The sequence below is a fragment of the Peribacillus sp. B-H-3 genome, from assembly GCF_048572925.1.
Lineage (GTDB): Bacteria > Bacillota > Bacilli > Bacillales > DSM-1321 > Peribacillus.
In genome coordinates this window covers 4021829-4045331 of record NZ_CP183879.1, presented here as the reverse complement: position 1 = coordinate 4045331, position 23503 = coordinate 4021829, and the positions used below count along the sequence as shown (strand labels likewise).

General features: G+C 44.2%; 21 protein-coding genes, 1 other RNA gene and 1 other annotated feature. Of the genes, 18 read left to right on the top strand and 4 right to left on the bottom strand.

Annotated features, from left to right (window positions below):
* The first annotated feature begins 54 nt into the window (after nt 1-54).
* Nucleotides 55-1194 (top strand): tRNA guanosine(34) transglycosylase Tgt, encoded by a 1140-nt coding sequence (gene tgt / locus ACN6MY_RS20245; protein ID WP_090989575.1) that lies wholly within the window; start codon nt 55-57, stop codon nt 1192-1194.
* A 32-nt stretch (nt 1195-1226) separates the two neighbouring features.
* Entirely contained in the window at nt 1227-1514 is a 288-nt protein-coding gene (gene yajC, locus ACN6MY_RS20240; RefSeq protein WP_071350028.1) for a preprotein translocase subunit YajC, read from the top strand.
* A gap of 183 nt (nt 1515-1697) precedes the next feature.
* Here yajC and ACN6MY_RS20235 read toward each other — a convergent pair whose 3' ends face one another.
* Together ACN6MY_RS20235 and ACN6MY_RS20230 are read right to left on the bottom strand one after the other, a co-directional pair.
* Nucleotides 1698-1847, bottom strand: a complete 150-nt coding sequence (locus ACN6MY_RS20235; protein WP_419881776.1) for a hypothetical protein — start codon at nt 1845-1847, stop codon at nt 1698-1700.
* Between the two features lie 21 nt (nt 1848-1868).
* Nucleotides 1869-2234 carry a TIGR04086 family membrane protein gene (locus ACN6MY_RS20230; RefSeq protein ID WP_419881775.1) on the bottom strand — a complete coding sequence of 122 codons (366 nt, stop codon included), beginning with the start codon at nt 2232-2234 and terminating at the stop codon, nt 1869-1871.
* Between the two features lie 194 nt (nt 2235-2428).
* On the opposite strand from ACN6MY_RS20230, the gene ACN6MY_RS20225 reads away from it, so the two are divergent.
* Nucleotides 2429-3082 carry a DUF421 domain-containing protein gene (locus ACN6MY_RS20225; protein WP_419881774.1) on the top strand — a complete coding sequence of 218 codons (654 nt, stop codon included), beginning with the start codon at nt 2429-2431 and terminating at the stop codon, nt 3080-3082.
* Here the strand turns inward: ACN6MY_RS20225 and spoVB are convergent.
* On the bottom strand, nt 3076-4638 hold the full coding sequence (spoVB, locus tag ACN6MY_RS20220; RefSeq protein ID WP_419881773.1) for a stage V sporulation protein B: 1563 nt from the start codon (nt 4636-4638) through the stop codon (nt 3076-3078). The genes ACN6MY_RS20225 and spoVB overlap by 7 nt on opposite strands.
* Before the next feature lie 131 nt (nt 4639-4769).
* On the opposite strand from spoVB, the gene ACN6MY_RS20215 reads away from it, so the two are divergent.
* The 7 genes from ACN6MY_RS20215 to dtd all read left to right on the top strand — a co-directional run bounded on the left by ACN6MY_RS20215 (nt 4770) and on the right by dtd (nt 14530).
* The gene (locus ACN6MY_RS20215) at nt 4770-5072 is read left to right on the top strand and encodes a post-transcriptional regulator (protein ID WP_419881772.1); all 303 of its coding nucleotides are present in this window, start codon (nt 4770-4772) and stop codon (nt 5070-5072) included.
* Nucleotides 5073-5568: 496 nt separating this feature from the next.
* Nucleotides 5569-7815 carry a protein translocase subunit SecDF gene (gene secDF, locus ACN6MY_RS20210; RefSeq protein ID WP_419881771.1) on the top strand — a complete coding sequence of 749 codons (2247 nt, stop codon included), beginning with the start codon at nt 5569-5571 and terminating at the stop codon, nt 7813-7815.
* A gap of 77 nt (nt 7816-7892) precedes the next feature.
* A complete protein-coding gene (locus ACN6MY_RS20205; RefSeq protein WP_419881770.1) occupies nt 7893-8228 on the top strand; it encodes a LapA family protein in 336 nt (111 codons plus the stop codon).
* 56 nt (nt 8229-8284) lie between these two features.
* The gene (gene recJ / locus ACN6MY_RS20200) at nt 8285-10654 is read left to right on the top strand and encodes a single-stranded-DNA-specific exonuclease RecJ (protein ID WP_419881769.1); all 2370 of its coding nucleotides are present in this window, start codon (nt 8285-8287) and stop codon (nt 10652-10654) included.
* Entirely contained in the window at nt 10645-11157 is a 513-nt protein-coding gene (locus tag ACN6MY_RS20195; RefSeq protein WP_419881768.1) for an adenine phosphoribosyltransferase, read from the top strand. The genes recJ and ACN6MY_RS20195 overlap by 10 nt, the downstream gene beginning before the upstream one ends.
* A 714-nt stretch (nt 11158-11871) precedes the next feature.
* Nucleotides 11872-14067: a RelA/SpoT family protein gene (locus ACN6MY_RS20190; RefSeq protein ID WP_419881767.1), complete on the top strand. Its 2196-nt coding sequence runs from the start codon at nt 11872-11874 to the stop codon at nt 14065-14067.
* Between the two features lie 13 nt (nt 14068-14080).
* On the top strand, nt 14081-14530 hold the full coding sequence (dtd, locus tag ACN6MY_RS20185) for a D-aminoacyl-tRNA deacylase (protein WP_419881766.1): 450 nt from the start codon (nt 14081-14083) through the stop codon (nt 14528-14530).
* 105 nt (nt 14531-14635) lie between these two features.
* Here dtd and ACN6MY_RS20180 read toward each other — a convergent pair whose 3' ends face one another.
* Nucleotides 14636-16378 (bottom strand): SH3 domain-containing protein, encoded by a 1743-nt coding sequence (locus ACN6MY_RS20180; protein ID WP_419881765.1) that lies wholly within the window; start codon nt 16376-16378, stop codon nt 14636-14638.
* Between the two features lie 145 nt (nt 16379-16523).
* On the opposite strand from ACN6MY_RS20180, the gene ACN6MY_RS20175 reads away from it, so the two are divergent.
* The 8 genes from ACN6MY_RS20175 (at nt 16524) to ACN6MY_RS20140 (ending at nt 23255) form a co-directional block, all read left to right on the top strand.
* On the top strand, nt 16524-16691 hold the full coding sequence (locus ACN6MY_RS20175) for a hypothetical protein (protein ID WP_419881764.1): 168 nt from the start codon (nt 16524-16526) through the stop codon (nt 16689-16691).
* A 72-nt stretch (nt 16692-16763) separates the two neighbouring features.
* Nucleotides 16764-17000 (top strand) — a binding site (T-box leader).
* Between the two features lie 67 nt (nt 17001-17067).
* The gene (hisS, locus tag ACN6MY_RS20170; RefSeq protein WP_419881763.1) at nt 17068-18348 is read left to right on the top strand and encodes a histidine--tRNA ligase; all 1281 of its coding nucleotides are present in this window, start codon (nt 17068-17070) and stop codon (nt 18346-18348) included.
* Between the two features lie 12 nt (nt 18349-18360).
* Nucleotides 18361-20136, top strand: coding sequence for an aspartate--tRNA ligase (aspS, locus tag ACN6MY_RS20165; RefSeq protein WP_419881762.1), 1776 nt, complete (start codon nt 18361-18363; stop codon nt 20134-20136).
* 61 nt (nt 20137-20197) lie between these two features.
* Nucleotides 20198-20384: non-coding RNA, 6S RNA (gene ssrS, locus ACN6MY_RS20160), on the top strand.
* 167 nt (nt 20385-20551) lie between these two features.
* A complete protein-coding gene (locus tag ACN6MY_RS20155; RefSeq protein ID WP_419881761.1) occupies nt 20552-20968 on the top strand; it encodes a MarR family winged helix-turn-helix transcriptional regulator in 417 nt (138 codons plus the stop codon).
* Nucleotides 20959-21312: a DUF3147 family protein gene (locus ACN6MY_RS20150; protein WP_419881760.1), complete on the top strand. Its 354-nt coding sequence runs from the start codon at nt 20959-20961 to the stop codon at nt 21310-21312. Before ACN6MY_RS20155 ends, ACN6MY_RS20150 begins: the two co-directional genes overlap by 10 nt.
* Before the next feature lie 24 nt (nt 21313-21336).
* Nucleotides 21337-21798: a VOC family protein gene (locus ACN6MY_RS20145; protein ID WP_419881759.1), complete on the top strand. Its 462-nt coding sequence runs from the start codon at nt 21337-21339 to the stop codon at nt 21796-21798.
* Nucleotides 21799-22493: 695 nt separating this feature from the next.
* Nucleotides 22494-23255 carry a tRNA threonylcarbamoyladenosine dehydratase gene (locus tag ACN6MY_RS20140; RefSeq protein ID WP_071350007.1) on the top strand — a complete coding sequence of 254 codons (762 nt, stop codon included), beginning with the start codon at nt 22494-22496 and terminating at the stop codon, nt 23253-23255.
* Nucleotides 23256-23503 lie beyond the last annotated feature (248 nt).

Genomic DNA, 23503 nt, shown 5'->3' with positions numbered 1-23503 from the left:
CCGAGTATGCCTTCCTTTACGGTTTGGCTGTTTTTCACGAAAGGAGTTATTGCGTTGACTGCAATACGTTATGAATTTATAAAAAAAGATAAACAAACAGGTGCCAGGCTTGGGAGGGTCCATACTCCCCATGGCTCTTTTGATACACCGGCTTTTATGCCTGTAGGAACACTGGCCACTGTTAAAACGATGGCACCTGAGGATTTAAAGCAGATGGGCGCAGGCATCATCCTCAGCAATACGTATCACCTGTGGCTAAGACCCGGCCATGAAATCATTAAGGAAGCGGGCGGACTGCACAAGTTCATGAACTGGGACCGTGCCATCCTTACTGATTCCGGAGGATTCCAGGTCTTTTCCCTGAGTGAATTCCGCAAAATTGAAGAAGAAGGCGTACATTTCAGAAACCATCTGAATGGAGACAAGCTCTTTTTGTCACCTGAGAAGGCAATGGAGATCCAGAATGCGCTTGGCTCGGATATTATGATGGCGTTTGATGAGTGCCCTCCGTTCCCGGCAACTGAGGAATATATGAAAAAATCAGTTGAGCGTACATCACGCTGGGCAGAGCGCTGCCTTGAGGCACATGCGCGTCCTTCTGACCAGGGGCTGTTTGGAATCGTGCAGGGTGGAGAATTCGAAAACCTGAGAAGGCAAAGTGCGAAGGATCTGACTTCTCTTGATTTCCCTGGATATGCTGTCGGCGGTTTATCTGTCGGTGAACCGAAAGATGTGATGAACCGTGTGCTTGAATTCACGACACCGCTTCTTCCTGAGAACAAGCCGCGCTACCTGATGGGAGTAGGCTCTCCGGATTCGCTGATTGATGGTGCGATCAGAGGGATTGATATGTTCGACTGTGTGCTTCCTACAAGGATTGCACGAAACGGGACACTGATGACCTCGAATGGGCGCCTTGTCATCAAGAATGCTAAATATGCACGCGATTTTGGCCCGATTGATGAAAACTGCAGCTGCCATGTTTGCCAAAACTACAGCCGCGCCTATATCCGCCACTTAATTCGCTGTGAAGAAACGTTCGGAATTCGACTTACGACTTATCATAATCTGCATTTTCTGTTAAACTTAATGGAACAGGTCAGACAAGCCATCCGTGAGGACCGTCTTGGTGACTTCAGAGAAGAATTTTTTGAACGTTACGGATTCAACAAACCGAACGCTAAAAACTTTTAACTCATAATGATAATTGAAAGGAGAGATACATGATGGGTGGAGGCATAGGCACAATTCTTCCTTTGATTTTAATGTTTGTTGTGTTTTACTTCTTATTGATCCGTCCGCAGCAAAAGCGCCAGAAGAACGTTTCTAACATGCAAAGCAGCCTGAAAAAGGGCGACAGAATCGTAACAATCGGCGGATTGCACGGAAGCATCGACTCTATTGACGAAACTAAAATCGTCGTTCTTTGCGGAGATGGAAGCAGACTTACATACGATCGCTCAGCTATCCGTGAAGTAACGGAGAGCGCTCCGGAAAAAAAGGAACTGGTATAACATAAAAAAGACGGTATCTTTTGAAAAGATGCCGTCTTTTTTATACTTTTTTAAGGGTTGTCTGTAGATTTCCGCTCCAGACGCTTGCTTTCCGGGGGGCGTTCGCCGAGCCTCCTCGTTCGCCGAGCCTCCTCGTCGCTTGGCTCCTGCGGGGTCTCGCCTGTAACGCTAATCCCCCATGAGTCAAGCGTCTTTCGCTCCAATCAATAAAGTAAAGAGCTTTTTCAGTCTTATTGATAATCGATCCAAATCAGCCCTGATTAGAGCGAAAATAGCGATGATTAGAGCCAAATCTGCTTTGATTAGAGCGAAATTCCCCGGCATTCGAGCCAATTGATGTTTCACCCGAAAAAATTACTTCGAATTGGAGCTCAAGTTGACCCCGAGCACGCCGCCCATCATGGCCGTTAAAATAAAGCAGCCCTGATAAATCCATTCTTTCAGTGAAAAGAGGGAGTCGTGTCCAAGATATTTAAAGAGCATGATGATAAAAAGGTAAAGCAGCCCAGTTCCTCCCCCGAGCATCCAGCCTTGCTTTTTGCCCTTTCCGCCAGATATAAATCCTCCGATAAACAGGGAAATAAACGAAGCAGCCATAATGATATACGTGAGTGAGGTCTCGGTCACGCTTGTAAATCGGAGCAGAATCGAGAAGATAAAGCTCGAAATAATTGCGAGGACGAAGATGACACCCGCACCGTATAAAATTGCTGAACCCATCTTTTTTGTTTCGATGATTTTCCTCTCCTTTCAAGCCTCTATTCTGAGCATCACGCTATATGTGTCTTTGTACAAGCATATTCAGGGGGGCATTTTTTTAGAACAAATGGAATGGTAAGTTTAAACAAGCATTATTCCTGAAAAACCAGCCATTCTAATGATATCGATGCCAAAAAGAGGAGGGGTTTTTTAAAATGGAAGAATATGCTGGTGTGGTAATAAGGACCCTTGTTTTATATCTCGTGATGATGGTTATTTTCAGGCTGATGGGAAAACGGGAAATCGGTGAATTAGGTATCCTGGATTTAGTGGTCTTTATCATGATTGGAGAAATGGCTGTCCTTTCCATTGAGAACCCTGATATGCCGATAGTAAAGTCCATTTTGCCTATGGTTCTTTTAATGGTTATTCAAATTATCCTGGCTTTGATTTCTCTGAAAAGCCAGAAGTTCAGGGAGGTGCTCGACGGGAAACCTTCGATCATTATCAGCCAGGGGAAAATAGACGAACGTGTGATGAGGAAGCAGCGCTATAACTTCGATGATTTGCTTTCACAGCTGCGTGAAAAAAATATCCTTAATATCGGTGAAGTGGAGTATGCGATATTGGAGCCGTCCGGACAGCTTTCTGTGATTGAAAAGAAGCAGAGGGAAATGCAGGAAAAAGTTTCGCCGTTTCCATTGATCGTGGACGGGGTGATACAGGAAAAAAGCCTGGCCAGACTGCAAAAGGATGAAAAATGGCTTTTGCAGCAGCTGAACAGGCAAGGCTATCATTCTATCAGCCAGGTTTCATTTTGTACCTGTATTGATGGAAAACTGTATATTGACGAACAGGACAGTCAGTGAAAGGCTAATTTAGAGAGCATGTTTCCGACAACAGGTATCCGCTTCAGTTCCTTCTTTTTGATTCCGCCTGTCAAAAGCAATAAAAAGGTATAGGTGATCGTAATGACAGCGAGCGATAGGAGCAGGCGCGGCACTAATGGTTCTCCATAAAGCAGCGTGCGGTATGTATAATCACCGCACCAGCCAGCGGCAAAGGCTATTGCGAGCGGTGTGGCATAGTCACGGAATTTCAGTGTGAAGGGAATGATTTTAATAATGGTCGTAAAGTGCAGGAATGTGACCAGAATCGTTCCGACAGCAATTCCTATTGCGGCTCCCATGATCCCGAAGTTCTCTTTTGAAGCGAGAAGCCAGATGATGGCAATCTTGACAATTGCACCTGCAAGACTGTTGAACATGGCTGACTTAGCCAGATTCATTGCCTGAAGCATGGACTGCAGAGGCATTTGATAATAAAACAAAATGAAAAAAGGAGCCAGGAATTTTATGAAAACAGCGGCTCTGGATGATCCGTACATAACCTGCAGAATCGGCTCTGCCAGAACAAACATCGAGACAACAGCAAGGCACCCGGTGACAAAGGTAATTCTTAATGTCTGCTGAAGCCTGCGCTCGACAAGCAGAACATCTCCTCTGGATTTTGCCTCGCTTACGGCAGGTACGAGTGAGGTTGCAAGTGATGTGGTCACGAATGATGGAAGCATCAAAAGCGGAAGTGCGTATCCGGTCAGCTCACCATACTGCCTTGTTGCCATGGAAGCTGAAACACCAGCAAGTGCCAGGCTTTGAGCCACTACAATCGGTTCGAAAAACCATGCCAGCGATCCGATGAATCTGCTGCCTGTTGAGGGAAGGGCGATGCTCATCAATTCCTGGAATGTTCCTTTTCCTGATTTCACCATGCCAAAAAAGTTCTTTCTGACTTTAAAATGCTTCTTTAATTTAAACGCAGTCATTAAATACACCAGCGACACCAATTCCCCGATAATAGAGGCAAACATGGCCCCTGCAGCTGCAAATTCAATTCCATAAGGAAGAAACGCCTTTGTTAAAACAGCAATAAAGGTAATCCGGGCGATCTGTTCAATCACCTGTGAAAAGGCGAATGGCTTCATGTTCTGCTTTCCCTGGAAATATCCCCTGATGACAGATGATACCGCAATAATAGGCACAATCGGTGCTATGGCCATTAATGGCCAGACCGTGCGCGAATCAGTGAAAAGCGTATCGGACAGCTTTGGTGCTAAGATAAGCATGGCTGGAGTGAAAATCATCGAAAGAGAAAATGTGCACGTAATGGAGACTATCAGTATTTTCTTGATTTTCTTTTCATCGCCCTTGGCATCCGCCTCTGCCACAAACTTCGATATGGCGACAGGCAGGCCAAGCTGGGTGATATTCACGACAAGAAACAGAGTCGGAAGTGCCATCATATATAAGCCAACGCCTTCTTCACCAATAAACCGGGCGATGACAATTCTATTGATAAAGCCCAATACCCGAGTAATTAAACTGGCTAAAAGCAGAATCAGCGTCCCTTTTAAAAATTTTGACATCTTATCCAATCCCTGCCTTCTCAAAAAAGCTGATATCATATACAATTATCTATATGCAGGAAGCTGGACAAAGCATGACAAGCTGACTTAAAAAACTTGCTTTTCACCCTAAAATGAAAGAGGGTATGGTCATGGAAGGAAAGCATCCGTATCAGGCTTATTACGGGCAGATGCTGCCAGCGCTGAAGAATAAAAAAGAGGAATTGCAATTGCTGGGATTCGATGCAGTGAAGGAAGAAGATATCTGGCAATGTCTGATCAAGAAAAAATGGAAAAAGCCGATTGAAGACATCCACATTTATGAAATTATGGATGATATCCTGTCCCTGGCCCCAGGCACCTTCATGACCTTCACAACCATAGAAGCATACAAAGGTCCAAGCCTTCTCGACGGCAACTCCCTGGAAGAGCTTGCGGAGCTGTTCAGGGACTAAGGACTGGAGGCCAAAAAGGGGTGAGGCTGCAGCAGTTATCAGTCCTTTTTTCTGAAGATTTATACATTTATTTCCGCCTGCTCCTCGAGGTCATAAGTCACGCAAGAATTGAAGGCAAAGAGCACCTTCTATTCCTGCGCTCCTTATGCTGAGGCCCCCAGGATGGGGGTCACAAAGACGTTGCCGCAGGACGCGGCGTTCTTAGTCTTTGATCCTATGAACAGGCGCTTGCGCTTTTTATGTAATCTTAAATTGACAGGCTTTTGAAATTGAATCATAATGAGTATGTTGCGGGCGTTTTTTGGCAAATAAAGAGAATTTGTGGTACAAGCCTTGTTTTTCCGGGCTATTAGGATAGATATTTTGTTTTTTTATGATACGCTTTTATCGTTTGGTCAGGCAGGTCCTAATCAGAACATCATGGTGTTTAGTGGTGATTTACCCATCATTAAATACCGGAAGAATAAGGCGTATAAAGAAAGGGGCCTACTACATAATGGTAAAAAGAAGCAGACTCGTTGCGTTTTTCCTGATTGCGATCTTGATTTTCACAGGGATGGGCACAACAACAAAGGGATTGCTCGACAAAGTCAAGCTTGGGCTTGATCTTCAGGGCGGTTTTGAAGTGCTTTATCAGGTTAAGACGCTTGACGGAAAGAAACCGGATGAAAAGCAGCTGGTCAGTGCAGCTACAGCGCTCAGAAAGCGTGTGGACGTTCTTGGAGTCAGCGAGCCAAGCATCCAGATTGAAGGAAATGACAGAATCCGCGTTCAATTGGCGGGCGTGAAGGACCAGAATAATGCACGTAAAATTCTGTCAACAACGGCAAAGCTGTCATTCCGTGATTACAACGATAAAGAAATGATGGCAGGCGCTGATATTAAAAGCGCGAAGCAATCGTTTCAGGATAACGATCCTGTCGTAGAAGTAACGCTTAAGGATCCTAACAAATTTAAGCAGGTTACACAAAAAATTTCATCTATGCCAGTTCCGACAAATATCCTGGCAATATGGATGGATTTTAAAGAAGGAAAAGATTCAATCAAGAAAAAAGAAACCCAGGATAACATGATTTCCGATCCTCGGGTAAGCCAGGTTTTCAACCAGAATACGGTTTTGATTACTGGCCAGTTTTCACTGAAAGAAGCAAAAGATCTTGCTGACTTATTGAATGCAGGTGCATTGCCTGTAGACCTTAAGGAAACTTATTCCACATCTGTTGGAGCACAGTTCGGACAGCAGGCCCTGCATGAAACGGTCTTTGCCGGAATTATCGGCATAGCTGCCATTTTCCTGTTCATGCTTGTGTACTACCGTCTGCCAGGATTCATTGCTGTTGTTACGCTTGCAATTTACATCTTCCTTACCCTTTTGGTGTTCGACTGGATGAATGCTGTGCTGACGCTCCCGGGCATCGCCGCATTGATACTCGGGGTCGGTATTGCAGTTGATACCAATATCATCACCTACGAGCGGATCAAGGACGAACTAAGGATCGGCCGGACAATCAAATCCGCCTTTGCTGAAGGAAACAAGCACTCGCTGGCGACTATTATTGATGCGAACTTAACGACCATCCTTGCAGCAGCTGTATTATTTTTCTACGGTACAAGCTCTGTAAAAGGGTTTGCGACTACTTTGATCATTTCGATCCTTATGAGCTTCATCACAGCTGTATATGGAACAAGATGGTTCCTTGGCATGTGGGTGAACAGCGGAGTGGTGAACAAACGCCCGGGCTGGTTTGGCGTGCGTAAGAAGGAAATTCACAGCCTAAATGAAAAAATTGATACGATGGCTATGCCGACACACTTTGATAAGCTGGATTTTGTGAAGTTCCGCAAAGTGTTTTATGGGATTTCCATTGGTGTGACGATTATCGGGATTATCTTCCTGTTCGTGTTCAAGCTGAACCTTGGAATAGATTTCAGCAGCGGCTCCCGCGTGGAGTTCACTGCCAAAAATGCTGTAACATCTGAAAATATTCAAAGCGAATTTGATAAAATGAATATCAAAACCGAGGATATCGTCTCTGCAGGCAAAAACAACAAAACCTGGATCGTCCGTATCAAAGGGGTTCTGGATAAATCAGAAATCTCCAGTCTGAAGGACAATATGAAAAAAGTTTACGGCGATGAGCCGAACGTAAGCACAGTATCGCCTACGATCGGCAAGGAACTGGCGAAAAATGCTATTAAAGCCGTTATCATCGCTTCGATTGGAATCATCATTTATGTAACCATCCGATTTGAGTGGCGAATGGCTGTGCCAGCTGTTGTGGCCTTGATACATGATGCATTCTTCATCATCACGCTGTTCAGTGTATTCAGGATTGAAGTGGACATCACGTTCATTGCTGCCGTGCTGACGATTATCGGATATTCCATCAATGATACCATCGTTACATTTGACCGGATCCGCGAGAACTTAAGAATGAAAAAAAGGATCAAAACGCCAGAAGAGCTGAAGGATATTGTGAACATCAGTATCCGCCAAACGCTGACACGTTCAATCAATACAGTGCTGATGGTGGTTATCACAGTTATTGGACTTCTCATCTTCGGCAGTGAATCGATCCGCAACTTCTCGCTTGCGTTATTGATTGGCCTGATTTGCGGCGTGTATTCTTCCCTATTCATTGCTTCCCAATTCTGGGTCGATCTTAAGATCAAGGAATTGAAGAAAAAAGGCACACTGAAAACAGTACCTGAAAAAAGACAAAGCACAGAAGGCACCGTTTAATAAGCGGAATCAGAGGAAAGGCCAGCACACATTGAATGTGCCGGCCTTTCTTTTTTTTGTTTATGGGTGAGTACTGAATGGGTAGCTATATTACATATCATCTGTTAGAGAGGGTGAATGTGATGAAGGTCCAATGGATGTTTTTGCTGTCACTTGTTTTTGCTATTATCATTGCAATATTTGCTGTTATCAATGTAGATTCTGTAACCGTGAATTATCTGTTCGGCAAGGCAAAATCGCCCCTCATTTTAGTGATATTAGGATCTGTCCTGATGGGCGGGTTCATTGTCGGGATGATCAGCATGGTGAAGATTTTCACGCTTCGCAGAAGAATCAGGGCGCTTGAAAAAGAGGCAAACATGGATCCAGTGAAAGACGGAATGATAGAAGGTAAAGCACCCCTAAATGAATAATGTATTTGAAACCCCTCGCTGCCTTTTGTATAATTAGTAGGCTGAGGGGTGAATTTATGTTAAAGCCAAGAACACGCTGGAACGTACAAAGCGCTGATTCCCATATAGTTGAAACATTAGCAGGACAGCTTCATTTAACATCTTTGGCTGCGACGCTGTTAGCCAATCGCGGACTTAAGACAGTTGAAGAAGCACAGTCCTTTTTATTTACAAATAAAGATTCCTTTCATGATCCGTTTTTAATGAAAGATATGAATATTGCAGCAGACAGAATTAAAAAAGCCATTTCGAATAATGAGAAGATCAGGATATTTGGAGATTACGATGCGGATGGGGTAAGCTCTACGACTGTCATGATGACTGCCCTTAACCGTCTGGGTGCCAATGCTGATTTTTATATCCCGAACCGTTTCACAGAAGGCTATGGTCCGAACGAAATGGCCTTCCGCCGTGCCGCGAATGAAGGCGTAAAATTAATGATCACGGTAGATACAGGGATTTCTGCAGTAGCGGAAGCAAGGATTGCAAAAGAGCTTGGCATGGATTATATCATCACTGACCACCATGAGCCGGGACCAGAGCTTCCTGAGGCCCTGGCGATTATTCATCCGAAGATTGAGGGAAATCCTTATCCGTTCAAGGATCTGGCTGGTGTAGGTGTGGCGTTTAAGCTTGCACATGCGCTTCTTGGAGAGCTCCCTGAAGATTTATTGGAGATAGCAGCCATCGGCACGATTGCCGACTTGGTGCCTTTATTCGGGGAAAACAGGCTGATTGCAGCGCGCGGAATTGCGGGCTTGAGGGAAACAAAACGGCCTGGCCTTGTTTCTTTGATCAAGAAGTCCGGTACAAAGCAGCAGGAGCTGAATGAAGAATCCATTGGTTTTGGAATGGCGCCGCGCATCAATGCAGCCGGCCGGCTTGGAGATGCGGACCCTGCAGTCGATTTGCTTATGGCAGAAGATGCCGAGACAGCTGACAGCATTGCCGATGAAATAGATGCGATGAATAAAGAAAGGCAAGCGATTGTGCAGACGACGTCGGAAGAAGCAATACGGCAGGTGGAAGAGCTGTATCCGCCCGAGGATAATGGTGTCCTGATTGTCGGCCAGGAAGGATGGAATTCCGGGATTGTGGGAATTGTAGCTTCAAAGCTTGTTGAACGCTTTTACCGCCCTGCCATTGTGCTGAGCTTTGACAGGGAAAAGGGTCTTGCTAAGGGATCAGCGCGTAGCATTATGGGATTTGATTTATTTAAAAATCTCTCTGAATGCCGCGATCTGCTGCCCCATTTTGGCGGCCACCCGATGGCAGCAGGCATGACGCTGAAAATCGAGGATGTAGCAGAGCTTAGGAGCCGCTTAAATGCGCTTGCCAAAGAACAGCTGACAGAAGAGGATTTTATGCCAGTCACCATGCTTGACGGTGTTGCTGCGATAGAAGACATCAGCATCCAGACAATTGAGGAAATGAACCTGCTTGCTCCATTTGGAATGGGCAATCCTAAACCGAAAATCCTGATTGAGAAATCAGAGATTGCAGGCATTCGCAAAATCGGGGCTAATCAAAACCATCTGAAGCTGCAGCTTAAGAAAAACGAGTCGGCACTCGATGGAGTCGGCTTTAATCTTGGACACAAGTTCGACCATTTGTCACCGCTGGCTAAGGTCTCTGTCATCGGGGAGCTTTCTGTGAATGAATGGAACAATGTCCGCAAGCCGCAGATTTTTCTGGCAGATCTTGCTGTGGAACAGTGGCAGCTTTTTGATTACAGGGGCTTGAATGGAGCAGAAAAATGGCTTGGTGCAATTCCAGCCGAATCAAGAAAGACCGTTGTTTTTTCTGAGGATACGATAACACATTATCCGTTTTTGCAGGAAATCGATGATTTGGTGCATATTAAAGAAGATCATGAAGCAGAAGAACTGATGCTTGATGGAAGCTATCTGGTGTTAATGGACATGCCCACGGGGCGGAGCCTGATTGAAAAGCTGATATCCGGCAAATCGCCTGAACGGATTTATGCCCATTTTTACCATCAGCAGGAAAACTTCTTAAGCACCATGCCTACCCGTGATCATTTTAAATGGTTTTATGCATATATATCAAAAAGAGGCCCGCTTGATATTAAAAGGTACGGAGATGACATCGCCAAATACCGCGGATGGTCGCGGGATACAATTGATTTTATCTCAAAGGTGTTTTTTGAGCTGGATTTTGTTACAATAGAGAATGGGTTAATTATGCTTGCGCAAAATGCGAGCAAACGCGATTTGAGTGAATCAGAATCTTTTAAAGGAAAGAAAGAGCAATTTGAGCTTGAAAAAGAGCTTGTTTATTCTTCTTATCAGCAATTATTCGATTGGTTCAGTCAATTAGCTCATGAGGCATCAGACCTTGAGGAGGAAACAAAGCAATGGATTTAAAGCAATTTGTAACAATCGTGCCTGACTGGCCGAAACCGGGAATCAAGTTTAAAGACATCACTCCATTAATGAATGATGGAGATGCATATAGATATGCAACAGACCAGATTGTTGATTATGCCCGGGATAAAAGCATTGACGTCATCGTTGGACCAGAAGCCCGAGGATTCATTATCGGATGTCCGGTCGCTTACTCGCTTGGAATAGGTTTCGCACCTGTAAGAAAAGAAGGCAAGCTTCCGCGTGAAACAAAGAAGGTGGATTATGGCTTAGAATACGGCAAGGACGTATTGACCATCCATAAAGATGCCATCAAGCCAGGACAGCGCGTATTGATTACAGATGATTTGCTCGCTACAGGCGGAACAATCGAGGCAACAATCAAGCTTGTTGAAGAGCTTGGCGGAGTAGTTGCAGGAATTGCTTTCCTTATCGAGCTTTCGTACCTGGATGGAAAAGAAAAACTAAACGGCTACGATGTTTTTACATTGATGACCTACTAAGCAGAACGAAAAGGCACTTCCATAGGGGAGTGCTTTTCCTTTTTTAATAGAAATCTGCCACTCCGCTCGTTGCAGGGAGTACTTTATTTAGAGAGAAAATGGTCATTTCGCTCGAATGAAGGGTAATTTGGCTCAAATGAGGCTGGATTTCGCTCTAATCAGCGTGAAACTGGCTCTAATCGGGGCTGAATCGAATCGATTATCCATTAAAATGGAAACTCACATACATAGTGGAGTGCACTTCGCCAGCGATTTTGAGAGTCAGAACTTTTATTTCGCTTTAATCATTCTGGATTTGGCAGAAACCGGTCTTGAAAATTGCTTTAGAGGGACCTTCCTAAAAATACATCGAAATTGTTATTTCTTCTTGATTTACTGGGCTGAAAGTATGGTTTGCAGCTGGCTGCTGTAAAAAAAACTGATTTGCCAGTAAAAAATCGGCATATAATACAGAAAACCGCACCTTAACACTTTACATCTCTTGTTATTTTCTCGATAATAGTAATAATAATGTTTTTTCACTCTCAGGTTTTGGATAAAATGCGAAACTTCTATCCCATAGCCGGATTCGTTCATGCAGATAGCCAGTGCAAAAATTGTCAGGTTATGCAAAAAAGTCCGACAAACGATAGGCAGTTGAACTAAACAGACTGAAGCCGGCAGTTTATATAAATAGAGAACTTTCGGTGCCGGTTAAGGGGTAAAGGTGATTTCATGGCTAATGATCAAATAATGACAGCCGAGCAGGTTGTTGAACGGGCAAAACGATACCTTTCAGAAGATGATGCTGCCTTTATTCACAGGGCATACAAATTTGCTGAGCATGCTCACCGTGAGCAGTTCCGCAAATCTGGCGAACCGTATATCATCCATCCGATCCAGGTTGCGGGAATATTGGCTGACCTTGAAATGGATGCTTCGACAATTGCCGGAGGATTTCTTCATGATGTAGTGGAGGATACGGACGTCACGCTCAAGGATCTTGCAGACAGCTTCAGCGAGGAAGTGGCAATGCTCGTTGATGGAGTAACCAAGCTCGGAAAAATAAAATATAAATCCAAAGAAGAACAGCAGGCAGAAAACCACAGGAAAATGTTTGTTGCCATGGCCCAGGATATCCGGGTCATTTTAATTAAACTTGCCGACAGACTGCATAATATGAGAACGCTCAAGCACCTTCCTCATGAAAAGCAGCGCCGGATTTCAAACGAAACTCTCGAAATTTTCGCTCCTCTAGCCCATCGTCTCGGAATCAGCACAATCAAATGGGAGCTGGAAGATACAGCCCTTCGATACTTAAATCCGCAGCAGTACTACCGGATTGTGAACTTAATGAAGAAAAAACGCGCCGAACGCGAGCAGTATCTTGAAGAAGTCATTGATGAAGTTCGTGACCGTGTAGACGAAGTCAATATCAAGGTTGATATTTCAGGCCGCCCTAAACACATCTACAGTATATACCGCAAAATGGCCCTTCAAAATAAACAATTCAGCGAAATTTATGATTTGCTTGCCGTGCGTATTGTAGTGAACAGCATCAAGGACTGCTATGCGGTGCTTGGGATTATCCATACATGCTGGAAGCCGATGCCAGGCAGGTTTAAGGATTATATTGCCATGCCGAAACCGAACATGTACCAGTCTCTTCATACGACGGTAATCGGTCCAAAAGGCGACCCGCTTGAGGTTCAGATCCGGACTACCGAAATGCACCGGATCGCCGAATACGGGATTGCGGCGCACTGGGCTTATAAAGAAGGAAAAGAAATCGATGAGCAATCTTCGCTTGAAGATAAGCTGACATGGTTCAGGGAAATTCTTGAGTTCCAGGATGATGCCACAAATGCGGAAGAATTCATGGAATCTCTTAAAATTGATCTGTTTTCGGATATGGTGTTCATTTTCACGCCAAAAGGCGATGTCATAGAACTGCCGTCAGGATCCAATCCGATTGATTTTGCCTATCGCATTCACTCGGAGATTGGAAATAAAACGATCGGCGCCAAGGTGAACGGCAAAATGGTCCCGCTTGACCATAAGCTGCAAACCGGCGATATCATTGAAATTCTGACAAGCAAGCATTCATACGGCCCAAGTCCGGATTGGCTCAAGCTCACCCAGACCTCACAGGCCAAAAATAAGATTCGCCAGTTCTTTAAAAAGCAGCGCCGCGAAGAAAACATTGAAAAAGGCAAAGAGCTTGTTGAAAAAGAAATTAAAAATATGGATTTTGATTTGAAGGAAGTCATGACCGCTGAAAATATCAAACGCGTTTCTGAGAAATTCAATTTTTCAAATGAAGAAGATATGTACGCGGCTGTCGGGTATAACGGCATTACGGCTCTTCAAATTGCAAACCGCCTGACTGAAAAGCTGCGGAAGAAAAAAGAGCAGGAACAGGAACCGACCATTACAGAAGCTGTTTCTGAACTTAAATCCTTCCACAAAAGCAAGAAAAGGGAGTCTGGAGTGCGTGTGCAAGGCATTGATAACCTGCTGATCCGGTTATCCAAATGCTGCAATCCGGTTCCTGGCGATGATATTGTCGGCTTCATCACCAAAGGAAGAGGCGTATCCGTTCACCGCACCGACTGCTCAAACCTTGAAACAGACGAGGCGGAAAACCGCTTAATTCCTGTTGAATGGGAAAGCTCATTAAATGACCGCAAGGAATATAACGTAGATATCGAAATCTCAGGCTATGACAGAAGAGGACTGCTGAACGAGGTGCTGCAGGCGGTCAATGAAACGAAAACAAATATTTCTGCGGTGTCAGGTAAATCTGACCGCAATAAAGTCGCGACCATCAACATGTCGATCATGATCCATAACATCAGCCATCTTCAAAAGGTCGTCGATCGGATCAAGCAAATTTCTGATATTTATTCCGTAAGAAGGATCATGAACTAAGGAGTCTGGTAGTATGCGTGTCGTCGTACAGCGTTCAAAAGCAGCAAGAGTGATTGTGAATGATGAAACAATAGGAGAAATCGAATCTGGCCTTGTCCTCCTTGTAGGAGTTACACACGGCGATACCGCAGAGGATGCCGCATACCTGGCTGACAAGATTGCCAACCTGCGCATCTTTGAAGATGAAAATGAAAAAATGAATTTTTCTCTCATCGATGTTGGAGGAGCCGTCCTTTCGATTTCCCAATTTACCCTGTACGGGGACTGTAGAAAAGGCAGGCGCCCAAACTTCATGGAAGCGGCCAGGCCTGAAGAAGCAAACACCATTTATGAAATCTTCAACGAAGAATTCCGCAAAAAAGGAATCACCACTGAAACAGGACAATTCGGTGCCATGATGGATGTTCAGCTTACAAACGATGGACCGGTAACCCTGATTATAGACAGTAAAGAGAAGAAATAAGTGAAGCCTGCAGCGGAAAAGCTGCAGGCTTTAAATCATTTTAGGGGGCTGCTGAAATTGGTGAAGGTTTAAAAAGGCCTGCCTAGAAATAGGCAGGCCCTCAATTCATTTAAAGTACCGCGCCAGCCCCGTATAGATGCTTTGTGCCAGGGTTTCCTGGTAGGAGTCTGATGTAATCATGACTTCTTCGGCAGGATTGCTCAGGTAGCCGAGTTCGATCAAAGCGGCGGCACGTTTGTTTTCGCGGATTACATGGTAGTCTCCAACGCGCCAGCCTCGGTTTTTGACCTGCAGCGAGGATTGCAGGGCGCTGTTTAAAGACATGGCAAGCTGCTGCTGATAGTCATGATAATAATAGGTCGTCAGCCCGCTGACAAGCTCATCATGTGTACTGTCATAATGCATCGAGACAAAAGCATCGGCATTATGGATATGTGCTGTTGCAACACGGGAAGAAAGAGGGATATATGTATCATTGCTTCTCGTTAAAATGACATTGGCACCAGCTGCCCTAAGCTTTGCGCTGAGCAGGAGGGCTGTCCGGAGTGTGAGGTTTTTCTCGAGAGTGCCCCTCATCCCGGTTGTGCCGTTATCTCTGCCGCCATGTCCCGGATCAAGCACTATGGTTTTGCCGGAAAGATATTTTTCAACGCCTTCTTTTTCAATTTGCTGCATGCTTCCCTTTACCGAGATGATCCAGCCTGCGACATAGGCGGTTTTTCCGGAAGACAGCTGAATTTTGCACCAGTTCTTCTTCACATCGAGTATTTTATAGGTCTCACCGGCATGGGCCCGTTTTACAATGGCAGCATCCGTGTTCGGGCTTTTGCGGATGCTTGTACCGTCGTGGATAATTTCAGCTGTACTGTTCTTAAAGTCATCCTTTTTCGGTGTTTGGGCTTTCGCGTTTTCCCTGACTGTAAACCAGTTCATCACCCAGCCTGATTTAGAATCAGATATTTTGATTTTCGTCATGTTTCCTAACTCATCCAGGATCGGAAAGGTTTTTCCGGAATGGACGACTCCGTTCACCTTGCCTGACAGAGAGGGAGTTTCGTGGACAATCAGCTCGTTTGCCGTGATTTTGGCCACTGCATCATGTGATTGTTTCTTTTTTGCACCGTTTATTTGTATGTATTGATGTGAAACCCAGCCGGCAGTATTTTCAGCCTGGATCTGCACCCAGCCCTCTTCTTCACTGATCACAGACACAATTTCGTTTTTGCCAAGTTTCCCGAGCACACCTCCGTTAAGCGAAGGTGCTGAGCGAAGATTGATGTGATCTCCTATTATGGTGCCTGTTTTTCCGGAAGAAGACTGTTCCTTTTCTTTCTTCTTCTCCTCTTTTTCCTTCACCTCAGCAGTGATATAATCGGCCGAAATCCAGCCATTATAGGCCTGAGAGGCGATGGACACCCAATTTCCGCTGCGTTCAATAATGCTGACCGTCGTTCCTTTTTTTATTTTGCCAACGATTTGAAAGTCAGTGCCTGGTCCTTTTCTGACCCGGACTGAGCTAGCCGTAATGGTGCCCTTGCCCGAGCTTAGGGTGGTTTCCGTTTGTTCTTCATGAGATGAGGCGGTTACCAGCCAGTTTGCGACCCAGCCGTCACCCGAATTTGTATGGATCTTATACCAGTCTCCATCTTCTCCGTTCACCATATAGTTTTCACCGGAGGAGATTTTAGTGATTACCGGAAACGTTAAACCCGGTCCCTGACGCACATTCACGGTCCCTGATGGAACTGAAATGGTTTTGCTGCTTTCTCCATTAACATTCAGCGATGGCAGAAGCATAGTTAAAAGCAGGAGGGCTGTAAGTATAGCTAACACTCTGTTCTTTTTCATCTGTTCATATAGGCCTCCTTTTTCCACTTCTGTAATTTCTATAAAAAAATGAATTTCCCTGCAAAAAAACCGCGAGAAAGGGAAGAATAGTCATTGTGGCTTATATATCGGCAGGAAATGGAAAGTCGTGAAGGAGGATGGACGCATGAAATTCAGCGAAAAAGGACAAGTGAGCCTGCATGGTGCCAATCAGGTTGCAGGTGTGGATTTCCGCGATTTTACCCAAAAAGAACAAAGCGGAATGGAGTTTAGCTCTGAATTTGGGATGAATGTCAGGGCCGTTAAAAAACTGAAAAATAAAAAAGGAAATTAAGTTTTCACGGAAACCGGTCTTGACAATTAGACCGGGTGTCTTTATGATTAGAACATTATATTACATATCAAGCAATAACCAATGATGGAGAACAGTAGTTAAGAACCACATGAAAAGAGAGGAAATGCCTCAGGCTGAAAACATTTCCGCATGCTGCCTTAATGAATGAACACTCCGTAGGCTTCACTCTGAAAAAGTTATCTTTAGTAGGAGATGGACGTAGACAGGCGTTAACTGTTTTCAAGAGGAAGCATGAATCTGTGCTTCAACTAGGGTGGCACCACGGGAATTCAAACTCTCGTCCCTTGTAACGATGATGTTACACGGGACGGGAGTTTTTTGTTTTTACCATGAAAAAATGCAAGGAGGAAAAATCATGTCGATTCAGATACCAAGAGGCACCCAGGATATATTGCCTGGCACTTCGGAGGTTTGGCAATATATCGAAAACAAAGCAAGAGAGCTGTGCAGACGCTATCAGTATAAGGAAATACGGACACCGATTTTCGAGCACACTGAGCTCTTTCTTCGCGGAGTCGGAGATACGACGGATATTGTGCAAAAGGAAATGTACTCCTTCAAGGACCGCGGCGACCGTGATTTAACGCTTCGCCCGGAAGGTACCGCTTCTGCTGTAAGATCGTATGTGGAACATAAAATGTTCGGCTGGGCGAACCAGCCTGTAAAGCTTTATTATGTAGGCCCGATGTTCCGCTACGAACGCCCGCAGGCAGGACGCTTCCGCCAGTTCGTCCAATTTGGAATCGAGGCATTGGGAAGTGCAGATCCGGCCATTGATGCTGAAGTCCTTTCCCTTGCAATGAACCTGTACAAAGAGCTTGGCTTAAAAAAGCTGAAGCTTGTATTGAACAGTCTTGGCGATAAAGAAAGCAGAACGGCGCACCGCAATGCGCTTGTTGCACACTTTGAACCGCGGATCGATGAATTCTGCAGTGACTGCAACAACCGGCTTCACAAAAATCCGCTGCGCATTCTGGATTGCAAAAAAGATCATGACCACGAATTGATGAAAACAGCTCCTTCCATTTTGGATTATCTGAATGAAGAATCTGTGGCTTATTTTGAAAAGGTGAAACAGCACCTGGACGATTTGGGCATTGAATATATCCTGGATCCCACACTTGTCCGCGGGCTTGATTATTATAATCACACTGCGTTTGAAATCATGAGCGATGCGGAAGGGTTCGGCGCCATTACAACATTATGCGGCGGTGGCCGGTACAATGGCCTTGCTGAAGAAATCGGTGGCTCGGACGCACCAGGGACGCCAGGGATCGGCTTTGCATTGAGCATCGAGCGGCTGATTGCGGCATTAGAGGCTGAAAAAGTAGAGCTTCCGATCGAACAGGGCATCGACTGCTACCTCGTTTCTTTAGGGGATGCTGCCAGAGATTATACCGTTAAGCTTGCCTATCAGCTGAGAAATGCAGGATTTGCTGTTGAAAAGGATTATCTCGACCGCAAAGCAAAGGCGCAATTCAAATCAGCGGACCGTCTTGGAGCCCGATATGTGGCTGTTCTTGGCGATGATGAGCTTGAAAATGACAATATTAATTTAAAAAATATGGCAACAGGCGAACAAGTGGAAATGGCGCTTGAGTCATTTGTAGAAGAATTTAAAAAGCAGCAATCCTGAGGAGGAAACGAAATGTTTGGGAGATCGTATTTCTGTGGTGAAGTCACTGAACAAGCAATAGGTGAAAAGGTTACATTAAAAGGCTGGGTACAAAAAAGAAGAGACCTTGGCGGATTGATTTTCATCGATCTTAGAGACCGTTCAGGAATCGTCCAGGTTGTTTTCAATCCGGATGCTTCAAAGGAAGCGCTGGAAACGGCTGAAAAGATCCGTACTGAATATGTGCTTGATATTACAGGCACCGTGCTTGCAAGGAGCGAAAGCAACATCAACAGCAATATCGCCACTGGTAAAATCGAGGTTTCTGCTGATTCTGTGAGCATTATTAATGAAGCAAAAACTCCTCCATTTACAATTGGGGACAAAACAGAAGTATCTGAGGATCTTCGCCTGAAATACCGTTACCTGGATCTGCGCCGTCCGGCCATGTTCGAGACATTGAAAATGCGCCACCAGACAACGAAAGCAGTCCGCGAATATCTGGACAGCGAAGGCTTCCTTGATATTGAAACGCCAATCTTGACGAAAAGCACTCCAGAAGGCGCGCGTGACTATTTGGTGCCAAGCCGTGTGCACGAAGGCGAATTTTACGCCTTGCCGCAGTCTCCTCAGCTATTCAAGCAAATGCTGATGGTCGCAGGCGTAGAAAGATACTACCAAATTGCCCGCTGTTTCCGTGATGAAGATTTGCGTGCAGACAGACAGCCTGAATTTACGCAGATCGATATTGAAACAAGCTTCCTGAGCCAGGAAGACATCATTAAGATGACGGAAAACATGATGGCGAAAGTCATGACCGAAGTAAAAGGACTTGATGTAACCCTTCCTTTCCCAAGAATGACGTATGATGAAGCAATGAGCCGCTATGGATCGGATAAACCAGACACACGCTTTGCCATGGAATTGATTGAGCTTTCCGAGCTTGTAAAAGACAGCGGATTTAAGGTATTCTCTGGTGCAGTGGCAAATGGCGGACAGGTTAAAGCCATTAATGTGAAAGGCGGAGGTTCCGCTTATTCCCGCAAAGATATCGATGCTCTTGGCGAATTCGCTGCTGTTTACGGAGCAAAGGGCCTTGCATGGCTTAAAGCTGAAGAGGGCGCTGTAAAAGGGCCAATCGCTAAATTCTTTGACGAAGAAGCACAAAAAGCACTTCTTGCCTCCACTGAAGCCGAAGACGGCGACCTTCTGCTGTTTGTAGCAGACAAGAAAAGCATTGTGGCAGATGCCCTTGGAGCGCTGCGCATTAAAATAGGAAAAGAAAGAGGATTAATTGACTCAAGCCTGTTCAATTTCCTGTGGGTGACAGACTGGCCGCTTCTTGAATATGACGATGAAATGGGCCGTTATTTTGCAGCTCACCATCCATTCACAATGCCATTCCGTGAAGACCTGGATAAGCTTGAAAGCGATCCTGCAAGCGTCCGCGCACAAGCCTATGACCTAGTTTTAAATGGCTACGAGCTTGGCGGAGGGTCACTTCGTATATTCGAACGCGGCATTCAGGAAAAAATGTTCGAGGTACTAGGTTTCTCTGCTGAAGAAGCAAATGAACAATTCGGATTCCTGATGGAGGCCTTTGAATACGGCACACCGCCGCACGGAGGAATTGCGCTTGGTCTGGATCGCCTTGTCATGCTGCTTGCAGGCCGCAGTAACCTGCGCGACACCATTGCATTCCCGAAAACTGCAAGTGCAAGCGACCTGTTAACAGCGGCTCCAAGCAGTGTAAGCGACAGCCAGCTGAAGGAACTTTCCCTTAGCATAGCACCAAAAAAACATGAATAAGGTCCTATAACATATCTCTTGAAAAATAGTCTGACAATATGATAAGATACATTCAATAGCAAGAGTCCTGATGTGTACGTTCTTTAACCTATAAGTTTTGACCGAACACTTATAGTTACGGGAGCCCCTAGTTTCCAGGCTGCGTAAAAGCCTTCCCTCGAGGAGGACTTACAGAAGCCCAGAACCGAGCACCCACCTGCGGAGAGCGGGTTCAAAACGAAGGCGTAAACGGCATAATCGGGACTCTTGCCTTTATATTGTCTAAACCAAACCTTTGCTGGAATGTGCGGGGGTTTTTTGTGTTTAAGCAGAGAAATTAGCGGTTATTCGAAAAGGAATTTATTGAACCAAGTCTTTATTTTATATCTTATGTTACGATATAATCATATTATAAGATATAAAAGGAGAGGTATTAATGAACAGTAAAGTTTCACTCTTAAACCAATATTGGACAGACATATATTTTCATTTACATTATCCCCATAAAGAAAAAATCTCCCATCAAGTGATCCGGATTCTTCAGCTTGTAGATAAACAGAAAGAGATAGGGGTAAATGAAGTAGCTTCATACATACAAGTTTCTCATAATACTGCCTCGGAACATGTTAAAAGAGTGATTGAGAAGAACTATTTAATAAAGGAAAGAGATCCTCTTGATGAAAGAAAAGTAATTCTTTTTTTAACGGATGCTGGTAAAGAAGTATTACATAGAAATACAAGTTTAGATGAAGAAAAATTGGAGGATGTTTTGAAACAACTAGATCAAAATGAAGTGAATATAGTAGAACAAGCCTTGAAAATTTTAAGTGAGCGGGCAAAACAATGTATGTAATAACAAAAATAATTGCTTCAGCAATCGTTATCAGTGTTGTTACGGAGATTTCAAGAAGGTTTCCTTCGTATGGAGGAATAATAGCTGCTCTTCCACTTGTCAGCTTACTTAGCATTATATGGCTGTATGTTCAAGGAGAAGAAACATCAACATTAAGCAAGTTTGCACTAGGAGTGCTTTGGGGATTTCCCGCAACTGCTGTTTTGTTAGTAACTGTTTATCTAGCTTTACAAAATTCCATTCATTTATTTACATCAATTGGTTTAGGAGTGGCAAGCTGGATGGCATTTTTATGGGTTCAAGATCTTGTCGTAAAATACGTAAAAGTTCTATTCTTCAACTAATACTGAGATAAAGAGGTGTTTTTGTTGATAAAAGGGTTATATGAAGCACATTTGCCAGTAAGTAATTTAGAAGTATCGATTTCATTTTACAAAAAGTTAGGATTGGAAATTGCCTATAAGCAAGAAAAGTTAGTATTTTTCTGGATTGCAAAAGGGGAGAGCTGGCTGGGATTGTGGGAAACTGAACGGGTACAGGTGCCTTATCATCCTTCATTACGCCACATAGCATTTAATGTAGATAAAGCGGATATTTTACATGCAAAACAATGGCTAAATGAAAAAGGGATAGCAATTCGTACAGCTTTTGGTTTTGATGAACATCGCCAGCCGCTTGTATTGCCTAATAATCCTCAAGCACATGCTGCCATCTACTTTGATGATCCAGATGGAAACTCAATTGAACTGATAACTCCAATACGATTAGATACAGAAGAAGATTTTGAAATGATGACATTTGAAGAGTGGCTGAAACGCAGTACCTCTTAATTTTTCTCAATATCATAGAGTTGGTATCCTAGCTCACCGGATTTTTTCGAAAAGAAGTCGCATGGAAGTTGAATTCTGTAAGAAACTAGGCTGGTTTTAAACTCTGGACAAACATTTAATACGCTTTTTTAGAAAAACACACGTTATAAGGAGATCTACCATTGATGGATGGAAGTAAATTTGAGGTTTTCACTTGGTTAATTTCCAATTAAAGTAAATGACGGTTCCAAATTTCACTCTATTTGAGAGAAATATCCCTTGATTAGAGCGAAATCAAATGGGATTGGATTGGAGCCACATGACTTTTTTCAAAAAGCTCTCTTTTTAAAGATTGTTGTTTTTTAATGAGTTCTGTAAGGCGATCCCATTGTTAAATCGGGTTGATTGGAGTGTAAGGTGCGAGACTCCAGCGGGATCAGCGTGACAGGTGAGACCCCGCAGACGTGAGCGTCGAGGAGGCTCACCGCACGCCCCGCGGAAAGCGAGCATCCTGAAGCGGAAATCAACCACCTTGTTCCATAGCAGCAAAGTTTACGAAAAAAGCTTTTCAAAAAAAGAGTAACCAAACCCAAAGAAACCCCCATCCTGCCCGCCCATTTAATTCCGAGGGATTTGCTTGTTTTTAGCGAGGTTTATGATATATTCATCTATGGGAATTATAAAGTTTAAGACAATTATATGGAGTTGAACTGACTATGCTGCATCAATTTTCGCGTAATGAGTTAGCTATAGGAAAAGATGGTCTTGAGACTGTAAAAAATACAACGGTTGCCGTTCTTGGCATCGGCGGAGTAGGTTCATTTGCTGCGGAGGCGCTGGCACGTTCCGGCGTTGGACGCTTGATTTTGGTGGACAAAGATGATGTAGATATCACAAACGTCAATCGCCAGGTCATTGCCCTGCTTTCAACTGTCGGACAGCCAAAGGCAGATTTAATGAAGGAACGAATCAAAGATATCAATCCGGATTGTGAAGTCATTTCACTGAAAATGTTTTATACAGAAGAAACATACGAAGAATTTTTCAGCTATGGCCTTGATTATGTAGTGGATGCTTCTGATACGATCATGTATAAGCTCCATTTAATGAAGGAATGCCTTAAGCGCAACATCCCGATGATCTCAAGCATGGGAGCTGCCAACAAGATGGATCCGACAAGATTCCAGATTGCAGATATCTCCAAAACACACACCGACCCGATTGCCAAGGTAATCCGCACAAGGCTGCGCAAGGAAGGCATCAAAAAGGGGATTCCAGTCATTTTCTCTGACGAAAGCCCTATCGTCATCAAAGAAGAAGTACGGAAAGAAGTCGGCAACGATGCGGCAAAAATCCGCAAAGCACAAATGCCGCCTTCCTCAAATGCGTTCGTTCCGTCTGTTGCCGGACTGATTGCCGCTAGCTGGGTCATGCGCGAAATCTTAAAAGATATCCCGATTTCCCGTGTGAATGATTAAAAATTACTAGAAATTTTGAAACTGTTTCCTAAAGGGATCAGTTTCTTTTTTATTCTTTTAAAATAACATCTCCACGCTACTATTTCTTCACCTGGAAGTATTAAGCTTATCCGCTCCCTCTTGGCAAAATCCATGAAACACGACAATCCTTTGTATAACAAGCAAAAGGGTAACCATTTGGACAGAATAGTTTTTCTTCTAAGCTCATGCGGACTGTGCAAACGTTCGCTTTTTTTAACATGAAAAAT